The following is a 19,977-nucleotide window of genomic DNA, read 5'->3' on the forward strand; positions in this document are numbered from 1 at the left end:
TTCAAATCCCGGCAAATCGAGCGGCCGCGCGGCGTGCGATTATCACCTGTGCACAAGGCCCTGTGCCGAGGCTAGCACTGGTAAAATCCCCGTCAAATGGTTATGTCTCTTCGTGAATTGGCCGCTTGGCCAGCCTCGATTCCCGCTCCATCGGAACCTCAGCCATGAAAGCCGCCATCCTCGTCTTTCCCGGAATCAACCGCGAGCGCGACATGGCGCGTGCCTTGAGGCTGATCTCCGGCAGCGAGCCGGCGATGGTCTGGCATGCCGAGACGGCGCTGCCCGCGGGCACGGATCTCGTGGTGGTGCCGGGCGGCTTCTCCTACGGGGACTATTTGCGCTGCGGTGCCATCGCGGCCCGCGCGCCGGTGATGGATGCGGTGCGCGACTATGCGGCCAAGGGCGGCCTCGTGCTCGGCGTCTGCAACGGTTTTCAGATCCTCTGCGAGTCCGGCCTTCTGCCGGGCGTCTTGATGCGCAACGCGCGGCTGAAATTCATCTGCCACGACGTGCATCTGCGCGTCGAGCGTTCCGACACGCCGTTCACCCGCGGCTACAATGCCGGCCAGGTGATCCGCGTGCCGGTCGCTCATGGCGAGGGCAATTACGAGGCGGATGAAGAGACCATCAAGCGGCTCGAAGGCGAGGGGCGGGTGCTCTATCGCTATTGCTCGGCCGAGGGTGTGGTGGACGAAGCCCATAACATCAACGGGGCGGCGCATTCGATCGCCGGCATCGTCAACGACAAGGGCAACGTGCTCGGCATGATGCCGCATCCGGAAAACCACGTCGAAGACATCATGGGCTGCACCGACGGCCGCGGCCTGTTCGCGGGCCTCACGGCGCATCTGGAAAAGGCGGCGTGATCTCGTTCGTGGCGAAGCGGGCGCTCGCGGCGATCGCGGCGCTGACGCTTGCGTCATTTTCGCTCGCAACCAGCGCTCTCGCGCAGGATTACCCCAAGCGTCCGATCACCATGATCGTGCCGTTCGCGGCCGGCGGCACCTCGGACGTGATCGCGCGCGCGGTGGCCGAGCAGATGGGCATCGCGCTCGGCCAGACCATCGTGATCGAGAACGTTGCGAGGGCCGGCGGATCGACCGCGCTGGCGCGCGCCTCCCGCGCCGAGCCCGACGGCTACACCATCGCGATCGGCAATGCCGGCACCAATGCTGCGACCTACACGATCTATCCAAAGCTGCCGTTCACGCCGGAGTCCTTCGTGCCGATCGCCATGGTGGCGAAGACGTTCGGCATCATCGCCGTGCGCAAGGATTTTCCGGCGAAGGACCTGAGAGAGTTCATCGCCTACGCCAAGGCAAATCCCGGCAAGATCAATCTCGGCCATGCCGGCGTCGGTTCCTCGAACTATTTGATCTGCAAGAGCTTCGTCACGTCAGCCGGGATCGACGCGGCGTTGGTCGGCTATCGCGGCGCAGCGCCCGCGCTGACCGATGCGGTCGGCGGCCAGATCGACGGCGTCTGCGATGCGGCCGCATCCGTCTCGCAGTCGATCAACGACAAGCTGGTGAAGGGGCTCGTGGTCGGCTCGACCGTGCGCCTCGCCACGCTGCCGGATCTACCGACCTCCGCGGAGGCCGGCCTGCCTGAGTTCGAGGCACAGGGCTGGAATGGCCTGTTCGCGCCGAAGGGGACGCCGCCGGCGATCATCGCCAGGCTCAACGCCGCCGCGCGCACGGCCGTGGAAACCGACGCGGTGAAGAAGCGCTTTGCCGATCTTTCGACCGTCGCGCCCGATGCAGGCGAGCATGCGCCGGAGCTGCTGCAGCAACTCGTGACGCGCGACGTCGAGAAGTACCGGAAGATGCTGGCGGACGACGCCAAGTAGTCGGCACATCTCCTGCGCTCGGCGAGATCTACTGAGTTGCTGAAGGGACGCGGGCGATGACCTTGATCTCGAAGTCGAAGCCCGCCAGCCAGTTCACGCCGACTGCGGTCCAGTTCGGATAGGGAGCTTCACCGATCTCGGCTGTGCGGACCGCCATCACCGTCTCGATCTGGTTCGCAGGATCGGTGTGGAAGGTGGTGACGTCCACCACATCGTCCAATGTGCATCCGGCCGCCGCGAGCACGGCGCGCAGATTGGCAAACGCGCGTCGCACCTGGTCCTCGAACACAGGCTCGGGCGAGCCGTCCTCGCGACTGCCGACCTGCCCTGAGACGAACAGGAGGTCGCCGGATCGGATCGCGGCGGAATAGCGATGCGCTTGGTACAACGCATGGCGGTTGGCAGGGAAAATGGCCTGACGCTGGAGCATGTTTGAGCCTTTCGATGGGCGATGGAAGGGCACCGAACCAGATTGCGTGACGGTGCCGCCCGTGGCATTGAGGTATTTCATATACGGCGCGTATGTGGGATATCGCTCACATACGAGGCGTATGTCAACAGGAAATTGAGCGGCATGGAAAAGGGAAAGCGTGCCGCGGCGATGGCGGAAAATCGGGCCAAGCTCATCCGCGCCGCGCGCGAGGCATTTGCCACGCAGGGTTATGCAGAGGCCTCGATGGACGAGCTCACGGCCGCCGTCGGTCTGACGCGGGGCGCGCTGTATCACAATTTCGAAGACAAGAAGGGGCTGCTCTGGGCCGTCGTCGCGCAGATCGACGGCGAAATGGCGGAGCGGCTCCGCGTGGCCCGCGAGCAGGCGCCCACTTTATGGGAGGGTCTTCTCGCAGAGGGCAGCGCCTATATCGAAATGGCGCTCGATCCAGAGATCCAGCGCATCATGCTGCTGGACGGACCCGCCGTGCTCGGTGATCCCTCCAAATGGCCCGGCGAGAACGCCTGTCTCGATATCACGATGGGAGCGATCGCCTCGCTGATCGAACAAGGCGTGGTGAAGCCGGTCGATGTCGAAGCGGCGGGGCGATTGCTGAACGGCGCCGCGCTCAGCGCCGCCTTATGGGTTGCGGCAGCCGACGAACCGAAAAGCGTGCTGAACAAGGCTATCGACGCGTTCCGAGAGTTGGCGAGTGGATTGCTACGCAAGAAGATCTGACTGCGCGTGATGCAAACCACTCCGAAGCGCCTCTCGGGTCCGCTACGGCATGCCGCTGCAATTCTTTTAATGATTGTCCGGCTTGCATTTGCGGGATATTTCTCTGTCCGTTGACGTCGCCGAGACGGTCTCGTCCTCGCACCAACACCGGGAAACAAGACAACATGATGAGCGACACAAACGTCCGGGCTGGTCAGTGCCATTGCGGCGCTGTGCGTTTCGAGGCGACGCTCAGCGACGGCTTCAATTCGATCCGCCGCTGCACCTGCTCTTACTGCCGAATGCGCGGCGCGGTCATCGTCATGGTGGAGATGGGCGGCATCAAGTTCCTGAAGGGCGAGGATGCACTGACGAGCTACCGCTTTCATACCGGATCAGCACAGCATTTTTTCTGTTCCCGCTGCGGCATCTACACGCATCATCAACGTCGATCGGACCAGAATTCGTATGCGGTCAACGTAGCTTGCTTCGACGGGATAAGTCCGTTCGATTTTCTTGAGGTTCCTGTCACGGACGGCGTCAATCATACCAACGACACCGGCAAACCGACGCGCCGCGCAGGCACCCTCCGCTTCATTCCGGCGGACTGACCATCGCCATGGGCTAGCGCCGCTTCAGCCGCTCCGCCGGCACCGTCATCGCGGCAACGCCGGCCATCACCAGCAACAGTCCCAGCGCGAGGTTCGACGGCACGCTCTCGCCGAGCAGCAGCACCGATAGACCCACGCCGATCGGGATGCGCAAGTATCCTTGCGCGTTGGTGGTCAGCGTGCCGAGCCGGCCGAGGCAGACGTAGAACAGCATCAGGCCCAGCGCGCTCGAGACGATGCCCATGACGATGGTGGCGACGATCGCCGTCGGCGTCGGATGCAGCGTCCAGGGCTGGTCGATGAGCAGCGAGGGCGGCAGCAGGATGAGGCCGCCGAACAGCAGCGAGCCGGCCGCCACCACCATCGGGTCGTATTCCGACAGGCGAAGACCGAAGATCGTCGCGCAGGCAAAGGAGATCGTGGCGAGCAGGATCGCAATCTCCGCGACGATCTCGCTGCCGAAGCCGCGCAGCGCATCGAGCCCGACGATGGCGACGGTGCCGGCGAGTCCCAAAATCGCGCCGGCGAGCTTGAGCAGCGTCGCCGGCTCGTGCCGCGTGATCAGCGAGGTGATCAGGAAGGCGAAGATCGGCGTCGTCGAGGCCAGCACAACCGTGTTCGACGCCGGCACATATTGCTGCGACCAGGTGATGATCAGGAATGGAAAGGTCGAGTTGATCAATTGCTGGGTGGCGAACAGCTTCCAGGCCCTCGCGTCGGTGGGAATCCTGATGCCGCGCATCCACAGGATCGCGAACAGGAAGGCGGCCGCGATCAGTGAGCGCGCCGAAATGAAGGTGATGGGCGGGATCGTGGGAAGCGCGAGCTTGGTCAGCGGATAGGTCGAGCTCCAGCAGCAGGCGAGCGCCAGCAGCAACGCATAGTCGCGCCAGTTGCGCGCGCCGGTTGCGGCGATGGGCGACAGTGGTGCGGCGGCTGTCGCGCGCCTCGCCTCCGATGTGCTCTGCGGCACCTTGTTCTTGCTCCCCGGCGCGGTAGCGCTTGCCGCGAAGTCTGGGCGAGGGCGCGCGAAAAAGGAAGGCGTCGAGCTATGCGTTTGGCTGAGGGAGCGCCTTCCGCTTCATCCGCTTGATCGTGCCGGAAAAGGTGAGCAGCAGCCGTTCGCCGGACATCATCTGGCCGCGCAGGAAGATCAGCGAACCGCCGGCCCGGCTCACTTCGCCGGTGCATTCGATCAGCTCGCCCTCCCGTGCCGCGTCGAGGAACTCGCAGGAAAAATTGGTGGTCACGGCCCGGCTGTCCAGGACATGGGTGGCGATCGCAAACAGGGAGTAGTCGGCAAAGGCCATGTAGCAGCCGCCATGGACGTTGCCCGAGCCGTTGAGGTGCTTCTTCTCCACCCGGAAGGCGCTGCGGACGCTGCCGTCTGCCTCGATCCGGTGCCAGAAGGGGCCGACATGGGCCTCAAAACTGTCGCGAATCCAGGTCCGCCAGCCCAGAAATTCGCCCTCAGTGGCGACGTGGAGGTCGGGGCGGCGGGGCGGGGGTGCTTTGGTCAATTCGTGCAAGGAGATGGGCCTTCAATTGCGGGTCTTCAGCCCTTAAATCCGATCTGTCCGCGCCGTGCAATTCCTGTTCCCGAAGGGCGGCCTGCCGCAAAATGTGGGACAGCGGGAAAATGCGCCATAAAGGGCTTTTCGCGAGCCCCGGATGTTCCTAAGAACGGCCAAACCGCCGCCCGAAAGCCCCGAATCCATGAAGAATGAACCGAAGATCACCCCCGAACTGGTTGCCGCCCACGGGCTCAAGCCCGACGAATACGAGCGCATCCTGAAGCTGATCGGGCGGGAGCCGAGCTTCACCGAGCTCGGCATCTTCTCGGCGATGTGGAACGAGCACTGTTCGTACAAATCCTCGCGCATCCACCTCAAGGGGCTGCCGACGAAAGCACCCTGGGTGATCCAGGGCCCGGGCGAGAATGCCGGCGTGATCGACATCGGCGACGGCCAGGCCGTGGTCTTCAAGATGGAGAGCCACAACCACCCGAGCTATATCGAGCCCTATCAGGGCGCGACCACTGGCGTCGGCGGCATCTTGCGCGACGTCTTCACCATGGGCGCGCGCCCGATCGCCTGCCTGAACGCGCTGAGCTTCGGTGCGCCCGAGCACGCCAAGACCCGGCATCTCGTCTCCGGTGTCGTCGCCGGCGTCGGCGGCTACGGTAATTCCTTCGGCGTGCCGACGGTGGGCGGGCAAGTGCGCTTTCACACCCGCTACGACGGCAACATCCTCGTCAACGCGATGGCGGTGGGCCTCGCCGATGCCGACAAGATCTTCTATGCAGCCGCCTCCGGCGTGAACATGCCGATCGTCTATTTGGGCTCCAAGACGGGGCGCGACGGCATCCACGGCGCTTCGATGGCCTCGGCCGAGTTCGACGACAAGTCCGAGGAGAAGCGCCCGACCGTGCAGGTCGGCGATCCCTTCGCCGAGAAGCTGCTGCTGGAGGCCTGTCTCGAGATCATGGAGAAGGGCTGTGTCATCGCGATCCAGGACATGGGCGCGGCGGGCTTGACCTGCTCGGCGGTGGAGATGGGTGCCAAGGGCGATCTCGGCGTCGATCTCGATCTCGACGCGGTGCCGACCCGTGAAACCGGCATGAGCGCCTACGAGATGATGCTCTCGGAAAGCCAGGAGCGCATGCTCATGGTGCTCAAGCCCGAGAAGGAGAAGGAAGCCGAGGCGATCTTCAAGAAGTGGGGACTGGATTTCGCCGTCGTCGGCTACACCACGCCGAGCAAGCGCTTCGTGGTCAAGCATGGCGGCGACGTCATGGCCGATTTGCCGATCAAGGAACTCGGGGACGAGGCGCCGCTCTATGATCGCCCGCACGTTCCCTCCGCCGCGTTGCCCGTCGTGCATGCGCGCGACGTGCCGGCGCCGATGAGCCTTGGGCCTGCGCTGGAGAAGCTGATCGGCACGCCTGACATGTGCAGCAAGCGCTGGGTCTGGGAGCAGTACGACCACGTCATCCTCGGCAACACCATGCAGCGCCCGGGCGGCGATGCCGCCGTGGTGCGTGTCGAGGATGGGCCGAAGGGCCTGGCGCTGACCGTCGACGTGACGCCGCGCTATTGCGAGGCCGATCCGTTCGAGGGCGGCAAGCAGGCGGTGGCGGAGGCCTGGCGCAACATCACGGCGGTCGGCGGCAAGCCGCTCGCGATCACCGACAATCTCAATTTCGGCAATCCTGAGCGGCCCGAGATCATGGGCCAGTTCGTGGGCTGCCTGAAGGGTATCTCGGAAGCCTGCCGCACGCTGGACTTCCCCGTCGTCTCCGGCAACGTCTCGCTCTACAACGAGACCAACGGCCGCGCGATCCTGCCGACGCCCTCGATCGGCGGTGTCGGCCTGCTCGACGACTTCACCAAATCAGCCTCGCTGGCCTTCAAGGCAGAGGGCGAGGCGATTCTCCTGATCGGCGAGACGCACGGCTGGCTCGGCCAGTCGGTGTACCTGCGCGACATCTGCGGTCGCGAGGAGGGCGCGCCTCCGCCGGTCGATCTCGCCGCCGAGAAACGCAATGGCGATTGCGTGCGCGGCATGATCCATGGCGGCACGGCGACCGCCGTGCACGATCTCTCCGACGGCGGCCTCTTGATCGCGCTTGCCGAGATGGCGATGGCGAGCGGCATCGGCGCAAAACTGCTCGCGGCGCCGACTGCGCTGGTGCCGCAGGCCTATTGGTTCGGCGAGGATCAGGCGCGCTATCTCGTGACCGTGCCTGAAACGGAAGCGGGCCGCGTGCTCGCCAAGATGCGCGGCTGCGAGGTGCCCTGCGTGCGGATCGGCACCACCGGGGGCGATGCCATCGCGGTCGCCGGCGAGGCGCCGGTAACGATCGACAGCTTGCGCAAATCGTTCGAGCGCTGGCTGCCGGAATATATGAGCGGCAAGGCGGCATAAGGCGCTGCCACACACTTCGTCATTGCGAGGAGCAAAGCGACGAAGCAATCCGGACTACCTCCGCGGAGGGATTCTGGATTGCTTCGCTGCGCTCGCAATGACGAGTGGAGAGGCCATGCCTCACAATATGCGCGATGCGCCCGGGATCTGCCGCAATGCTCGCGTCAGAGCCCAGCTCGCCGCGACCGTCAGCACAAACCCGATCGTGGCCTTGACGATGGCCGGCAGGTCGTAGTCGAACAGCCAGTATTGCAGCCACAATGCGATCGGATAGTGCACCAGGAACATGCCGAACGCGTCGCCCTGCATCGGATCGAGCAGCCGGGCTGAGCCTGATTGCTTGAATCTCTGGAAAATGGCCAGGATCAGAAACATGATGGCCACGCTGAAGACAGTGAAGCAGATCGCATAGAGCGCTTCATACCAATCCGGCAAAGGCGCCGGGTTGCCCAGTATTTCGCGCTTGATGAAGATCAGCGTCCACAAGAGGCAATACGGCACGATCGCCAGCACCATCCAGTCCCAGCTGACCTTGGCCATGCGGCCGTCGACAGAGAGCAGCCCACGATCCATTTGCGCAACGCCGATGCCGGCACCGAAAAAGAAATAGGTCGCGTAGAGCATCACGCGCCCGTGCTGGACCGAGAACGGCCCGAACTCGAACCAGCTGCTGTGTCCGTAGTGAACCAGCCCGGGAATGTAGAACGCCGCGGTTACGGCCAGCATGACTGCGAAGAACACGGCGGGCCGGCGGCGACCATGCAGCGAGAGGCGATTGATCGGATCGAGCAGATTGGGTGACAGCCGGTGCAGCAGGCAGGCCACCAGGTCGAAGGCGAACAAGACCCATAGGAACCAGATCGGCCCGCTCGGCCATGGGCCCTTCGTGACCATATTCCACCAGAATTCCGAAAAGCCGATGTCCGGATGATGCCGCAGGGAGATCGCGTAATAGGCGAGCGGAATGACCGTAAAGGCGCAGATCACGAAGGGTAGGCCAAGCCGAAGCAGGCGATCTGCCATGTAGCTCCGCGCTCCCTTCCGGGCGATGCCGGACCAGGCGAACAGTCCCGACAGGAAGAAGAACATCGCCATGAAGAAACTGTCGGTGGCGAGCACGATCATATCGAAGCCGAAAAAATAACTCGGATCGGTATGACCGAAATAAGTATAGGGGATCACCGCGTGATGCAGCAGCACCACCAGGGTCAGGAAGGTGCGGGCGCGATCGATCGCCAAATTGCGCACCTTGGTCTGCGGCGCGGCATGCACCTCTGCGCCGATCGTCGCTGAATGTGACATCGTCATCGTGGCCGCCCCGATCTTGATCCCGGCCGGATTCTGCCGCCGAGAACTTGATTCAGCAAGGGCGGCTTGTTCGCAGGTCGCCCCCGACTACCTCTAGGAACCAGTTTCTCGCAGCAATGTTAGCGTTTGCCGAAAACGGTCTAGGCCATGAGTTGCGGCAGTTCGGAGCAGGCGATGACGATCCTGAAATGGGCGCTGATCTTCCTACTTGTCTCGATCGTGGCCGGCGTGCTCGGCTTCACCGGCATCTCGGCCGCCTCGGCCGACATCGCCCGATTCCTGTTCTACGTCTTCGTCGTGATCTTCCTGGTGCTGCTGATCCTGGGGCTCACGATCTTCAGGACGTGACCCGATTCGGGTCCCCTTCGTCGTCCTGGCCAGGCTTGACGCGGCCATGACGACGGTGGGTTGCGGCGCTTACCCCACTTCCTCGATCTTCACCTTGTCCGGATAGAACGCCAGATGGCCGGAAATCTCGGCCATCGCCGGGAAGGGCGTCTCGTAGGTCCAGATCGCGTTGTTCAGCGTCTCGCCGTCGGCCTTGACGCTGAAATAGCTCGCATCCCCCTTGTATGGGCAGTGGGTGACCCGGTCGGTGCGCTCGAGGAGGGCCATGTTGGTGTCCTCCCGTGGCACATACTGCACCGCCGGATACTTGGCCTCCTTCAAGGTCAGCGCCCTGCCGGTCTCGGCGATCACGACGCCGCCCGCCGTGACGCGGACGCGCCGGGGGTTCGGGGTGATGGTGATGGGGTGGTCCGGCCCTGGAAGCTTCATGATGTCACGCCTTTTCGATCAACCTGTCACGCGCGGCACTTTGTCGTGCCTTTATCCTGATGCGATCAGGGATATAGTGCCTGAGGACGTGACGGTGAAGGCCGTTCACGCTAAGTTTGGCCCTGCCGGGCCGGGGACCCCGGCAGCGATTCGACGACGAGGCTGATTAGCAGCCGAGACAAGGAGCGAGACCCGAATGCCCATGGACGCCCACGATATCGAGGCGATGATCAAGGCAGCAATCCCCGATGCCGAGGTGACCATCCGAGACCTCGCCGGCGATGGCGACCATTATGCCGCGACCGTGATCTCTGAATCCTTCCGCGGCAAGTCCCGCGTCCAGCAGCACCAGATCGTCTATCAATCCCTGCGCGGCCAGATGGGCGGCGTGCTGCACGCGCTGGCGCTGCAAACCGGGGTACCAGGGACCTGACGAGACTGCAGCTGACCTGACCAGCGCCAGGGGGACGATGATGGCTGCGGACAATCCGCGCGGCGCGATGTTTCGCGTCATCACGCCGAACCACCACAGCCGCGTCACTTATGTCGAGCTGTTCTTCGATCTCGTCTTCGTCTTCGCGGTCACGCAGATCTCGCACGCGCTGCTGCACCATTTCACGGCGCTCGGCGCGGTGCACGTCGTGGTGCTCTTTTTGGCGGTGTGGTGGGCGTGGGTCTTCACCGCCTGGGTGACCAACTGGCTCAACCCCGAGCTGACGCCGGTCCGCATCCTGCTTTTTGCGATGATGCTGGGCGGCCTCGTGCTGTCGACCACGATCCCGACCGCGTTCGAGGGGCGGGGCCTGTGGTTCGCGATCGCCTACGTGGCCCTGCAGGTCGGACGGACCGCGTTCTGGATGTTTGCGACCCCGCATCACCGGTCTGCAGTGCGGCACAACGCGGTCCGTATCCTGGCCTGGTTCTCGGTCTCCGCAGTGCTGTGGATTGCTGGCGGTCTGTCCCACGGAGACACGCGGCTCTGGCTGTGGATCGCGGCGGTGAGCTGGGAGTACATCGCGCCGGCTGCACGGTTTTGGGTGCCGAAGCTGGGATTCTCGTCAGTCGAGGCCTGGGCCGTCGAAGGCGCGCACATGGCCGAGCGCTGCTCCCTCTTCGTCATCATCGCGCTCGGTGAAGCTATCATCGTCAATGGCGCAACATTCGCTGAACTGGAATGGAACGCGAGCAATATCCTCGCCTTCGTCTCGGCGCTGGTCGGCGCCATCGCGATGTGGTGGATCTATTTTCACAAGGGCGCCGAGGCCGGCTCCGAGCGCATCTCGAAGTCCGCCGAGTCCGGCCGCCTGGCGCGGCTCGCCTACACTTATCTGCACACGCCGATCGTCGCCGGCATCATCCTGACCGCGGTCTCGGATGAATTGGTGCTGAAGCATCCGGCCGGACACTCCGACATGCGCACGATCGTGAGCACCATCGGCGGTCCGTTGATCTTTCTGATCGGCACCATCCTGTTCAAGCACGCCATCCGCGGCTTCCTCCAGCTCTCGCACGGCGTCGGCATCATGCTGCTGCTCGCGCTGAGCTGGTTCGCGTCGGACCTGTCGCCGCTCTGGCTATCGGTTGCGACGACCGCGATCATGATCGTGGTGGCGGTCTGGGAGTCGGTGTCGCTGGGGGCGACAACCGAGGAGTAGGCAGGGCATGAGGCGCCTCATCATGTTCGGCGCTGCCGTGGTCGCCGCACTTGTCATCGAGGAGGCCACGCACGGCTGGGTGCTCGGCCAAAGCCCGTCGGCTTGCCGTGCCATGGGAGGAAAACCTGCTCCAGCCGCTGGACGCTGCATCATGCCCGCGTGTTACTGGCTGGGCGGTTGCGGACATTGGGCGTATCCGCCGCAGTGGCTCGATCGCGTCAAGCCAGGCGACCCGATCTCAAAGGTGGTTTTCTGGCTCGGCGAGCCGCTCCAGCGCGAAGGCGAGTATCTCTCCTGGTCGTGCGGGAAGGCGCACGCTGACAGCTTCCGCGCCGTGATCCGGGATGAAAGGCTGGTGGCAATTGAACCGTGCAAGCCTGATTAAGTCCGCGCCGAAGGCCGGGAGCTGACGGTCCAAAGGAGAGGCGGAGGAGCTTACTCTGCAACCTCCAGCGCATGCACCGAGAACATCTTCGCCGCGTCCGTCCAGCTCTCGCGCACACGCCAGCCCGCGCCTTGCGCCAGCGCGGCAAAACGCTCGATGCTGTACTTGTAGCTGTTCTCGGTGTGGATGCTCTCGCCCGGGCGGAACGAGAAGCTGGTGCCGAGCAGGCGCACGGTCTGGCTCTTCCTGCTGATCAGGTGCATCTCGATGCGATGCCGCTCGCGATTGTAGATCGCACGATGGGTGAAGGCGGAGAGGTCGAAATTGCCGCCGAGCTCGCGGTTGATGCGCACGAGAACATTGAGGTTGAAGCGCGCGGTGACGCCGGCGGCGTCGTTATAGGCGTCGTGCAGCACGCGCTCTTCCTTTTCGAGGTCGGCGCCGATGATCATCTGCGCGCCCCGGCCCAGGATCTCGCGCGCGCTCTTTAGGAAGGCCTGCGCTTCATGCGGCTCGAAATTGCCGATGGTCGAGCCCGGGAAGAAGCCGACCTTGGGCATGGAGGCGACCTGTCTGGGCAGCTCGAACGGCGTCGTGAAGTCGGCGGCGACGGGATAAATGCCAAGCGCGGGAAAATCCCGCTTCAGACCGTTCGCCTGTGCCTTCAGGAAGTCGCCGGAGATGTCGACGGGGACATAGGCCGCGAACTTGCAATGATCCAGCAGCAGGCGGACTTTCGTGGTCGCGCCAGCGCCGAACTCGACCAGCGCCGCGTGCTCCGGGATGATCTTCGCAATGTCGCGGCCGCGTTCCTTCAGGATCGATAGCTCGGTGCGAGTCGGGTAATATTCCGGCAGCTTCGTGATCGCCTCGAACAGCTCCGATCCGGTCGCGTCGTAGAAATATTTCGGCGACAGTTTTTTCGGCTGCTGCGAGAGGTCCTCGATGGCCTCGCGGGCGAAGGCAGTCGTCTGCTCGTCGGGAAGATGGGCTTCGGCCAAAGCGCTGGCGTGCACATTCATGATACTCTCCTGAACGCGCTGTCCGGCGCGCATTTATCGTCGGATAAGAGTTTTACTCGTAGTCGGCGAGCCGCAGTCCCGTGAATTGCCAGCGGTGGTGCGGATAGAAGAAGTTCCGATAGGTGATACGGCTGTGGCCTTCCGGAGTTGCAAGCGAGGAGCCGCGCAGCACCAGCTGGTTGACCATGAACTTGCCGTTGTACTCGCCGAGCGCGCCTTCGATGGCGCGGTAACCGGGGTAGGGTGAATACGCGCTGCGCGTCCACTGCCAGACGATACCGAAGGCGTCGTTGAGCTGGCCGGCGCGGGCCGCGACCTCCCATTCCATTTCGGTCGGCAGGTGCTTTCCGGCCCAGCGGGCGAAGGCGTCCGCTTCGTAATAACTGACGTGGCAGACCGGCGCGTCGGGATCGACCGGCTCGAGGCCAGCGAGCGTCATCACTTGCCAGGCGCCATCAACTTCGCGCCAATGGCCTGGGGCCTGCCAGTCTTCCTTGCTGGCTGCGGCAAAGCCGTCCATCAGCCACAGCGTTGCGCTCCGGTAGCCGCCGTCACGCATGAAAGCGAGCCACTCGCCGTTGGTGACGAGATTGCGCGCGACCTTGACCGGGCCGACCAGGGCGCGGTGCGCCGGCTTCTCGTTGTCGAAATGAAAGCCGTCGTCGACATGACCGACGGTGTGGATGCCCTCGTTCAGCGCCAGCCAATCCTCGCCTGAGCGTGTCGCGGCGGGGAAGCGCCACTCCGGGTCGTAGGCGGGGTAGACCGGGTTCTGCGCAAAGGCGTGCAGGATGTCGGTGAACATCAATTCCTGATGCTGCTGCTCATGGTTCAGCCCGACCTCGACCAGCGGCGCGATCTCGCGAATCTTGTCGGCGCCGGCCTCGCGGAAGAATTTGACGACGGCTGCATCGACATATTTGCGATAGGCGCCGACCTGATCGGCGCTGGGCCGGGTGATGTCGCCGCGATGATTGCGCGCATGGCGCGGACCGGCGCTGACATAATAGGAATTGAACAGGAACGCGAAATCGGGATGGAAGGGCCGATAGCCCGCAGCGTGTTCGCCGAGCAGGAATTGCTCCCAGAACCAGGTGGTGTGCGCCCGGTGCCATTTCGTCGGGCTCGCATCCGGCATCGACTGGATCTGCTGGTCCTCCGGCGAGAGCGGCGCGGCCCGGCGTTCGGTCTCGTTGCGCACGGCAACGAACGCGTCTTCCAGCCTCCGGGCGAGGCCGCCCTGACCGGACGGTGACGAAAGCGGGACGGTGGCCGTAGCGGAGGCTGGTTTCGTCACGTTTTTCTCCAGACAGGACAAGAGAACGTTGTTGGCGTTGCCCGGTTCCAAAACCGGGGTTCGTCCTAGATAGGGGCTCCGTGAGGGTATAAAAGTCCTCCTGGGCCATGATATTCGCGTCATCATGCAATGGGGCGCCGCCGCCAAAGGCCCCGCTCCCTGAGGCCGTTCGCCGCCATTTTACTTTGGATGCACAACGGTTTGGGCTACATATATGAGCAGACATCGGGTTAAATCGGCTGAGCCGGCCCGAAGTGATTGTTGAGGCCCCAGAAGGACATGGATATGAGCATCGAGGAATTCATCGCCAACGAAGTGAAGTCGAACGACGTGGTTCTGTTCATGAAAGGCACGCCGCAATTTCCGCAGTGCGGTTTCTCCGGCCAGGTCGTCCAGATCCTCGACCATATTGGCGTCGGCTATAAGGGCCTCAACGTCCTCGAATCTGCAGAACTGCGGAACGGCATCAAGACCTTCTCCAACTGGCCGACCATCCCGCAGCTCTATGTGAAGGGCGAGTTCGTCGGCGGCTGCGACATTATCCGCGAGATGTTCCAGGCCGGCGAATTGCAGCAGCTCTTCTCCGAGAAGGGCGTCGCCGTCGCGGCTTGATGCGTGACCCGGCTGACGCGCCGGATCGGCAATGCCGAGCTCGACGTCATTGTCGCCGACATCACCACTCTGAGCGTTGACGCCATCGTCAACGCGGCCAACACGTCGCTCCTTGGCGGGGGCGGCGTGGATGGGGCGATCCATCGGGCGGCTGGCCCCGACCTGCTGGCCGAATGCCGCACGCTTCACGGCTGCAAGACGGGCGATGCCAAAATCACTGGTGGTTACCGGCTCAAGGCCGACCATGTGATTCACACCGTCGGGCCGGTCTGGAATGGCGGGACGCTGGGCGAAGACGATCTGCTCGCCTCCTGCTATCGCAGCTCGATGAAGCTGTGCGGGAAGCACAAGCTGACCTCGGTGGCATTCCCTGCGATTTCGACTGGCATTTATCGCTTTCCCGCCGACCGGGCGGCCGATATTGCCGTGCCTACGGTGATCGAAGAGCTTTCTGCGGCTTCATCCGTCGCTCGCGTGGTGTTCTGCTGTTTCTCCGAGCCGAGCGCCAAGCTTCATGCCGAGGCGCTCGCGCGCTACGGCAGCCCTTGTGCCTCATGATGCGCCCGGTACACTCCGGCGGACCATGTTCCGGGGAGGGGATATGATTTTACAGTCTGGACTGCGTGCGCTGGTCTGCGGCGCGCTGGTGTCGCTTGCCACGGCCTCCTTCGCGCGGGCGGAAGGCACCTACGAGATTCCGGCCGGTGCGCGTTTCAATCAAGAGAAGCTCGCGAAGATCAGCGAGTTCTTCAAGAACGAGGTCGCGACCGGCAAGATCGCCGGCGCCACCGTGCTGATCAAGCAGCACGGCAAGCCGGTCTATCACGAGGCCTTCGGCGTGCAGGACGTGGTCAGCAAGGCGCCGATCACCGACAAGACCATCTTCCGCCTGTTCTCGATGACCAAGGCGATCACCTCGGTCGTGGCGATGCAATTGATCGAGGACGGCAAGATCAAGCTCGATGATCCCGTCTCGAAATACATCCCGTCTTTCGCCAATGTGAAAGTCGGCGTCGAGAAGAAGGCCGAGGACGGCACCAAGTCGCTCGAACTGGTGCCGCCCATCCGGCCGATGACCGTGCTCGACCTGATGCGGCATAGCTCGGGCATCACCTATGGCTTCTATGGCGACAGCCTGGTGCGCAAGGCCTATCGCGAAGCCAATATCTATGCCGGCGATTTCGATCTCGCCGAGTTCGCTGAGCGGATCGCAAAGCTCCCACTGCACAACCAGCCGGGCGCTCTCTGGCAATATGGCCATTCCACCGACGTGCTGGCGCGCGTGATGGAGGTTGCGGCCGGCAAGCCGCTGATCGATATCATGCGCGAAAAGCTGCTCGATCCGCTCGGCATGGTCGATACCGGCTTCTTCGTCACCGCCCCGGAGAAGCAGAAGCTCGTGGCACAGCCGGTGCCGAACGATGCCGACTTCCGGGTCGGCCGGATTAACGATCCGACCGTGGTGAAGAAGATCCAGTTTGCCAGCGGCGGCATGGTCACGACCATGGCCGACTATGAGCGCTTCGCGCAGATGCTGCTCAACGGCGGCAGCCTCGACGGCAAGACCATCCTCAAGCCGGCGACCTACAAGCTGATGACGACCGATCAGGTGGGACCGGGCTCCGGCGTCGAGCGCGACTATTTCTATTTCCCCGGCGACGGGTTCGGCTTCGGTCTCGGATTGGCGATCCGTACCGATCCCGGCAATGCCAAGCCGCCGCCGCCCGGCAATCTCGGCGAATTGAAGTGGGACGGTGCCTCCGGCTGCTATTTCGTCATCGATCCCAAGCAGGACATGTTCTTTGTCCTCTTGGAGCAGACCCCGACCGAGCGCCAGCGCGTGCAGCGGACCTTGAAGCAGCTCGTCTATGAAGCCATGGAGAAATGACATGAGGTCGTGCCGCGCGCTGATCGCGGCGCTCGTTCTTTTGGTCGGCCTCGTCGATGCGCGTGCGGGCTCCGAGCACGCTGCGCACAAATTGTCGCCCGACGGCCTCGCAAAGGTTTCCGACTACATCCGGAACGAGGTTGCCACCGGAAAGATCCCCGGCGCCATCCTGCTGCTCCAGCAGCACGGCAAGCCGGTCTATTATGAGAATTTCGGCGTCCGCGACGTCGCGACCCAGCTTTCGATGAGCGCGGACACGATCTTTCGCCTCTACTCGATGTCGAAGCCCATCACGTCAGTCATGGCGATGATGCTGGTCGAGGACGGCAAGCTCTCGCTCGACGATCCAGTCTCGAAATTCATTCCGGCCTTCGCCCACATGAAGGTCGGTGTCGAGAGAAAGGCCGAAGACGGCACGGTAACGCTGGCGCGGAAGCCGCTCGCGCGCCCTGTCACCGTCAAGGACCTGCTGCGCCATACTTCAGGGCTGCCTTACGGCTACCGTGGTGGCAGTATGCTGCATGAGCTCTACGCCGATGCCAATCTCTTCCAAAGCAATCTTGGCAATGCCGACTTCGTCGCGAAGATCGCCGCGCTGCCGTTGGCCGAGCAGCCGGGCACTGCGTGGGACTACGGCTTTTCCACCGACGTGCTTGGCCGCGTCGTCGAAGTGGCTTCGGGAAAGACTCTGCTGCAATTCGAGAAGGAGCGGCTGCTGGATCCGCTCGGCATGACCGAGACGGCATTCTACGTGGCCGATCCCGCCAAGTTTCCGCGCATCGCCGAGCCGATGCCGGAGGATCGCAACATCAACCCGACGACACCGATGCGCGACATCAGGCGACCGCTGAAATGGGAATCGGGCGGCGGCGGCATGGTCGGCACGATCGGCGATTACGCCCGTTTCGTGCAGATGCTGCTGAATGGCGGCACGTATGAGGGGCGGCGCTATCTCAAGCCCGAGACCGTGGCGCTGATGGCTTCAGATCACGTCGGGCCCGAGACGAAGATCGCGCGCGACCAAAGTTATCATCCGGGCCCCAATTCCGGCTTCGGCCTCGGATTCGCGGTCCGCACCTCGGTGCCGCCAGGCACGTCATGGCCACTTGGAGAGTATCGCTGGGACGGCGTCGGCGGCACGTTCTTCTTCATCGATCCCGAAGATGATCTGTTCGGGATCTTCATGGTGCAGACGCCGTCGCAGCGCGGCCGGATCCAGTTGGCACTGAAGACGCTGATCTATCAGGCGATGGGGCGGTGAGCTGTCGTACGGGACTTACGCCCCGAGCACGATGTCGCGGACGTATCCGATCGTCTCCTCGATCTGGCTGGCATCGACGTCGAGATGGGTGCAGGCGCGGATGCGGCCGTCCATCATCGCAAGCGTCACGCCGCGCTGGCGTAGTGCCGCGACCATCTCGTTGCCGGCAATGCCGGCGCCGTCGGGCTTGAAGAACACGAGATTGGTCTCGGGCTCCTGCACCTCGATGCCCGCGATCTGCGACAGCCCGCGGGCAAGCGCGCGCGCATTGGCGTGATCGTCGGCGAGGCGCTCGACGTGATGATCGAGCGCGTAGATGCAGGCGGCGGCACAGATGCCGGCCTGTCGCATCGAGCCGCCGAGGCGCTGCTTCCACTGCCACACCGCGTCGATGAAGGCGCGCGAACCCGCCAGCACACCGCCGATCGGCGCGCCCAGGCCCTTGGAAAAGTCGATCCAGGCCGAGTCCCAGCCTGCGGTCATGTCGCGCGGGGAGATGCCGCTCGCCACGGTGGCGTTGAGCAGGCGCGCGCCGTCCATGTGAGTGACGAGGCCGTGCTGCTTGGCGATCGCGACGATCTCGTCGAGATCAGCCTTCTTCCAGATCGTGCCGCCGCCGATATTGGCGGTCTGCTCGACGCTGACGACGGTCTGCGGCGGCTGGTAGCGCGTGCGCGGATGCAGAGCTTTCCGGAACGTCTCCGGCGTGAACTGGCCGTCGGGACCCTTGAGCTGGGTGACCTGGAAGCCGCCGATCGCGGCATGCGCGCCGCCTTCGCGGGCTATGATGTGCGCGGTCTCATGCGCGAGGATCTCGTCGCCCGGACGGCAATGCACCAGCGTCGCGGTGACGTTGCACATCGTGCCGGACGGCATATAGACCGCGGCTTCCTTGCCGAGCAGATCGGCTACGCGCTCGCACAGCGCATTCACCGTCGGATCGTCGCCGACCTGCTCGTCGCCGACCTCCGCCCGCGCCATCGCCTCGCGCATTGCAGCCGTCGGCTTGGTCTGCGTGTCCGAGAGCAGATTGATGCGCACCGGCGGCGCCTTGGGATCGATCGGGGGAGGGGTGTAGAGCATGGCCTGTCTCGTCATCTGGTCGAACGGTTGCGACGTATTGCGGGCGTATCCCGATGACCTGTACTGGCCACGAGAACGTTGGGCGACGCGCTCTCGCGCGGCAAGGAGGATTTCGTCTGGCGTGTCGGCTGTGAAGATATTGCAATCAGGCTGAGCGAACAGCCCCCGATATCGGCAGATCTGCTCATCGCGGGAGAGGGTTTCCCACGCTCGAAGCGCCACTTCAGCGGGCGCAGCTGAGGCAGAGTATTGGCGAGCCGGTCGGCCATGCGAGACATCCATGGCATGCTACCAAACAAAAAGGCCCCGGAAACCGGGGCCTTTGAATGTCGTTCTGCCGTGCCTATCAGCGCGAATAGAATTCGACGACCAGATGCGGCTCCATCTGCACCGGGAACGGCACGTCGGAGAGATGAGGGATGCGCACGTATTTCGCCGTCATCTTGCCGTGGTCGACTTCGAGATAGTCGGGAGTGTCGCGCTCGGGGAGCTGGCTGGCTTCGAGGACGTGGGCGAGCTGCTTGGAAGCTTCCTTGACCTCGATCACATCGCCGATCTTGACCTGATAGCTCGAGATGTTGACCTTGCGGCCGTTCACCTTGACGTGGCCATGGTTGATGAACTGGCGCGCGGCGAAGATCGTCGAGACGAACTTGGCGCGGTACACGACCGCGTCGAGACGGCGCTCCAGGAGGCCGATCAGGTTCTCGCCGGTGTCACCCTTGAGGCGGCTGGCCTCGACATAGATGCTGTGGAACTGGCGCTCAGAGATGTTGGCGTAGTAGCCCTTCAGCTTCTGCTTGGCGCGCAGCTGCACGCCGAAGTCGGAGAGCTTGCCCTTGCGGCGCTGGCCGTGCTGGCCGGGGCCGTATTCGCGGCGGTTGACGGGGCTCTTCGGGCGGCCCCAGATGTTCTGGCCCATACGGCGGTCGAGTTTGTACTTGGCTTCACTGCGCTTAGTCATCGCGTCCTCTTGGGGTTTCACGGTTTGAGGAAACGCGCCCTCCTGTGTGACGGGCAAGCCCGGCACCGACAGGTCCAATCCCCAAAGCATAGGAGGCAGGACCACGGGTCGCGAAACGCTTCGCGGGCCGAAATCGGCCCGCGAGCAGGCGGCTTTTAGGTGAGTTTGGCCCATTCTGTCAATGCGAA

Annotated in this window: 22 protein-coding genes; 13 read left to right on the forward strand and 9 right to left on the reverse strand. The window is 63.7% G+C overall.

All coding sequences use genetic code 11. The features are described from left to right. Positions 1-164: 164 nt before the first annotated feature. A complete protein-coding gene (gene purQ / locus RX330_RS14315; protein ID WP_212081587.1) occupies positions 165-866 on the forward strand; it encodes a phosphoribosylformylglycinamidine synthase subunit PurQ in 702 nt (233 codons plus the stop codon). Further along, on the forward strand, positions 863-1,849 hold the full coding sequence (locus tag RX330_RS14320; protein WP_317243410.1) for a tripartite tricarboxylate transporter substrate binding protein BugD: 987 nt from the start codon (positions 863-865) through the stop codon (positions 1,847-1,849). Before purQ ends, RX330_RS14320 begins: the two co-directional genes overlap by 4 nt. 28 nt (positions 1,850-1,877) lie before the next feature. Here RX330_RS14320 and RX330_RS14325 read toward each other — a convergent pair whose 3' ends face one another. Continuing rightward, a complete protein-coding gene (locus tag RX330_RS14325) occupies positions 1,878-2,279 on the reverse strand; it encodes a RidA family protein (RefSeq protein ID WP_212081583.1) in 402 nt (133 codons plus the stop codon). A gap of 144 nt (positions 2,280-2,423) precedes the next feature. On the opposite strand from RX330_RS14325, the gene RX330_RS14330 reads away from it, so the two are divergent. Next, positions 2,424-3,020 (forward strand): TetR/AcrR family transcriptional regulator, encoded by a 597-nt coding sequence (locus RX330_RS14330; protein WP_317243904.1) that lies wholly within the window; start codon positions 2,424-2,426, stop codon positions 3,018-3,020. A gap of 164 nt (positions 3,021-3,184) precedes the next feature. Then, on the forward strand, positions 3,185-3,610 hold the full coding sequence (locus RX330_RS14335) for a GFA family protein (RefSeq protein ID WP_317243411.1): 426 nt from the start codon (positions 3,185-3,187) through the stop codon (positions 3,608-3,610). Positions 3,611-3,623: 13 nt separating this feature from the next. Here the strand turns inward: RX330_RS14335 and RX330_RS14340 are convergent, their stop codons facing one another. Together RX330_RS14340 and RX330_RS14345 are read right to left on the reverse strand one after the other, a co-directional pair. Then, a complete protein-coding gene (locus RX330_RS14340) occupies positions 3,624-4,583 on the reverse strand; it encodes a DMT family transporter (RefSeq protein ID WP_212081580.1) in 960 nt (319 codons plus the stop codon). A 76-nt stretch (positions 4,584-4,659) separates the two neighbouring features. Further along, positions 4,660-5,139: a PaaI family thioesterase gene (locus RX330_RS14345; RefSeq protein WP_317243412.1), complete on the reverse strand. Its 480-nt coding sequence runs from the start codon at positions 5,137-5,139 to the stop codon at positions 4,660-4,662. A 187-nt stretch (positions 5,140-5,326) separates the two neighbouring features. On the opposite strand from RX330_RS14345, the gene purL reads away from it, so the two are divergent. Next, positions 5,327-7,537, forward strand: a complete 2,211-nt coding sequence (gene purL / locus RX330_RS14350; protein WP_317243413.1) for a phosphoribosylformylglycinamidine synthase subunit PurL — start codon at positions 5,327-5,329, stop codon at positions 7,535-7,537. Between the two features lie 120 nt (positions 7,538-7,657). On the opposite strand, the gene RX330_RS14355 is transcribed toward purL, so the two are convergent. After that, the gene (locus tag RX330_RS14355; RefSeq protein WP_317243414.1) at positions 7,658-8,845 is read right to left on the reverse strand and encodes an acyltransferase family protein; all 1,188 of its coding nucleotides are present in this window, start codon (positions 8,843-8,845) and stop codon (positions 7,658-7,660) included. Between the two features lie 174 nt (positions 8,846-9,019). Here RX330_RS14355 and RX330_RS14360 point away from each other — a divergent pair, with 174 nt between their 5' ends. Beyond that, positions 9,020-9,193 (forward strand): DUF1328 domain-containing protein, encoded by a 174-nt coding sequence (locus RX330_RS14360; RefSeq protein WP_197951474.1) that lies wholly within the window; start codon positions 9,020-9,022, stop codon positions 9,191-9,193. A gap of 69 nt (positions 9,194-9,262) precedes the next feature. Here RX330_RS14360 and RX330_RS14365 read toward each other — a convergent pair whose 3' ends face one another. Next, positions 9,263-9,622, reverse strand: a complete 360-nt coding sequence (locus tag RX330_RS14365; RefSeq protein WP_317243415.1) for a DUF427 domain-containing protein — start codon at positions 9,620-9,622, stop codon at positions 9,263-9,265. A 196-nt stretch (positions 9,623-9,818) separates the two neighbouring features. On the opposite strand from RX330_RS14365, the gene RX330_RS14370 reads away from it, so the two are divergent. Genes RX330_RS14370 through RX330_RS14380 form a run of 3 tightly spaced genes read left to right on the forward strand, consistent with a single transcriptional unit; the run spans position 9,819 to position 11,662 of the window. Continuing rightward, complete coding sequence (locus RX330_RS14370; protein ID WP_011088461.1) at positions 9,819-10,055, forward strand: BolA family protein; 237 nt, start codon at positions 9,819-9,821, stop codon at positions 10,053-10,055. 40 nt (positions 10,056-10,095) lie between these two features. Then, complete coding sequence (locus RX330_RS14375; protein WP_317243417.1) at positions 10,096-11,277, forward strand: low temperature requirement protein A; 1,182 nt, start codon at positions 10,096-10,098, stop codon at positions 11,275-11,277. Between the two features lie 7 nt (positions 11,278-11,284). Next, a complete protein-coding gene (locus tag RX330_RS14380; protein WP_317243418.1) occupies positions 11,285-11,662 on the forward strand; it encodes a hypothetical protein in 378 nt (125 codons plus the stop codon). 50 nt (positions 11,663-11,712) lie between these two features. Here the strand turns inward: RX330_RS14380 and egtD are convergent, their stop codons facing one another. Both egtD and egtB read right to left on the reverse strand, forming a co-directional pair. Continuing rightward, entirely contained in the window at positions 11,713-12,684 is a 972-nt protein-coding gene (gene egtD / locus RX330_RS14385; protein ID WP_317243419.1) for an L-histidine N(alpha)-methyltransferase, read from the reverse strand. Positions 12,685-12,736: 52 nt separating this feature from the next. Next, a complete protein-coding gene (gene egtB, locus RX330_RS14390) occupies positions 12,737-14,032 on the reverse strand; it encodes an ergothioneine biosynthesis protein EgtB (protein WP_317243420.1) in 1,296 nt (431 codons plus the stop codon). A gap of 234 nt (positions 14,033-14,266) precedes the next feature. Here egtB and grxD point away from each other — a divergent pair, with 234 nt between their 5' ends. Genes grxD through RX330_RS14410 form a run of 4 tightly spaced genes read left to right on the forward strand, consistent with a single transcriptional unit; the run spans position 14,267 to position 17,742 of the window. Then, complete coding sequence (gene grxD / locus RX330_RS14395; protein WP_212081556.1) at positions 14,267-14,593, forward strand: Grx4 family monothiol glutaredoxin; 327 nt, start codon at positions 14,267-14,269, stop codon at positions 14,591-14,593. 3 nt (positions 14,594-14,596) lie between these two features. After that, the gene (locus RX330_RS14400) at positions 14,597-15,151 is read left to right on the forward strand and encodes an O-acetyl-ADP-ribose deacetylase (protein WP_317243421.1); all 555 of its coding nucleotides are present in this window, start codon (positions 14,597-14,599) and stop codon (positions 15,149-15,151) included. A gap of 43 nt (positions 15,152-15,194) precedes the next feature. Then, positions 15,195-16,481 (forward strand): serine hydrolase domain-containing protein, encoded by a 1,287-nt coding sequence (locus RX330_RS14405; RefSeq protein ID WP_317243422.1) that lies wholly within the window; start codon positions 15,195-15,197, stop codon positions 16,479-16,481. Position 16,482: 1 nt separating this feature from the next. Beyond that, on the forward strand, positions 16,483-17,742 hold the full coding sequence (locus tag RX330_RS14410) for a serine hydrolase domain-containing protein (protein ID WP_317243423.1): 1,260 nt from the start codon (positions 16,483-16,485) through the stop codon (positions 17,740-17,742). A 15-nt stretch (positions 17,743-17,757) separates the two neighbouring features. Here the strand turns inward: RX330_RS14410 and RX330_RS14415 are convergent, their stop codons facing one another. Both RX330_RS14415 and rpsD read right to left on the reverse strand, forming a co-directional pair. Next, positions 17,758-18,825 (reverse strand): threonine aldolase family protein, encoded by a 1,068-nt coding sequence (locus RX330_RS14415; protein WP_317243424.1) that lies wholly within the window; start codon positions 18,823-18,825, stop codon positions 17,758-17,760. Positions 18,826-19,171: 346 nt separating this feature from the next. Beyond that, complete coding sequence (gene rpsD, locus RX330_RS14420) at positions 19,172-19,789, reverse strand: 30S ribosomal protein S4 (RefSeq protein WP_094895629.1); 618 nt, start codon at positions 19,787-19,789, stop codon at positions 19,172-19,174. Between the last annotated feature and the right edge of the window lie 188 nt (positions 19,790-19,977).

The organism is Bradyrhizobium sp. NDS-1 (genome assembly GCF_032918005.1).
GTDB lineage: Bacteria > Pseudomonadota > Alphaproteobacteria > Rhizobiales > Xanthobacteraceae > Bradyrhizobium > Bradyrhizobium tunisiense.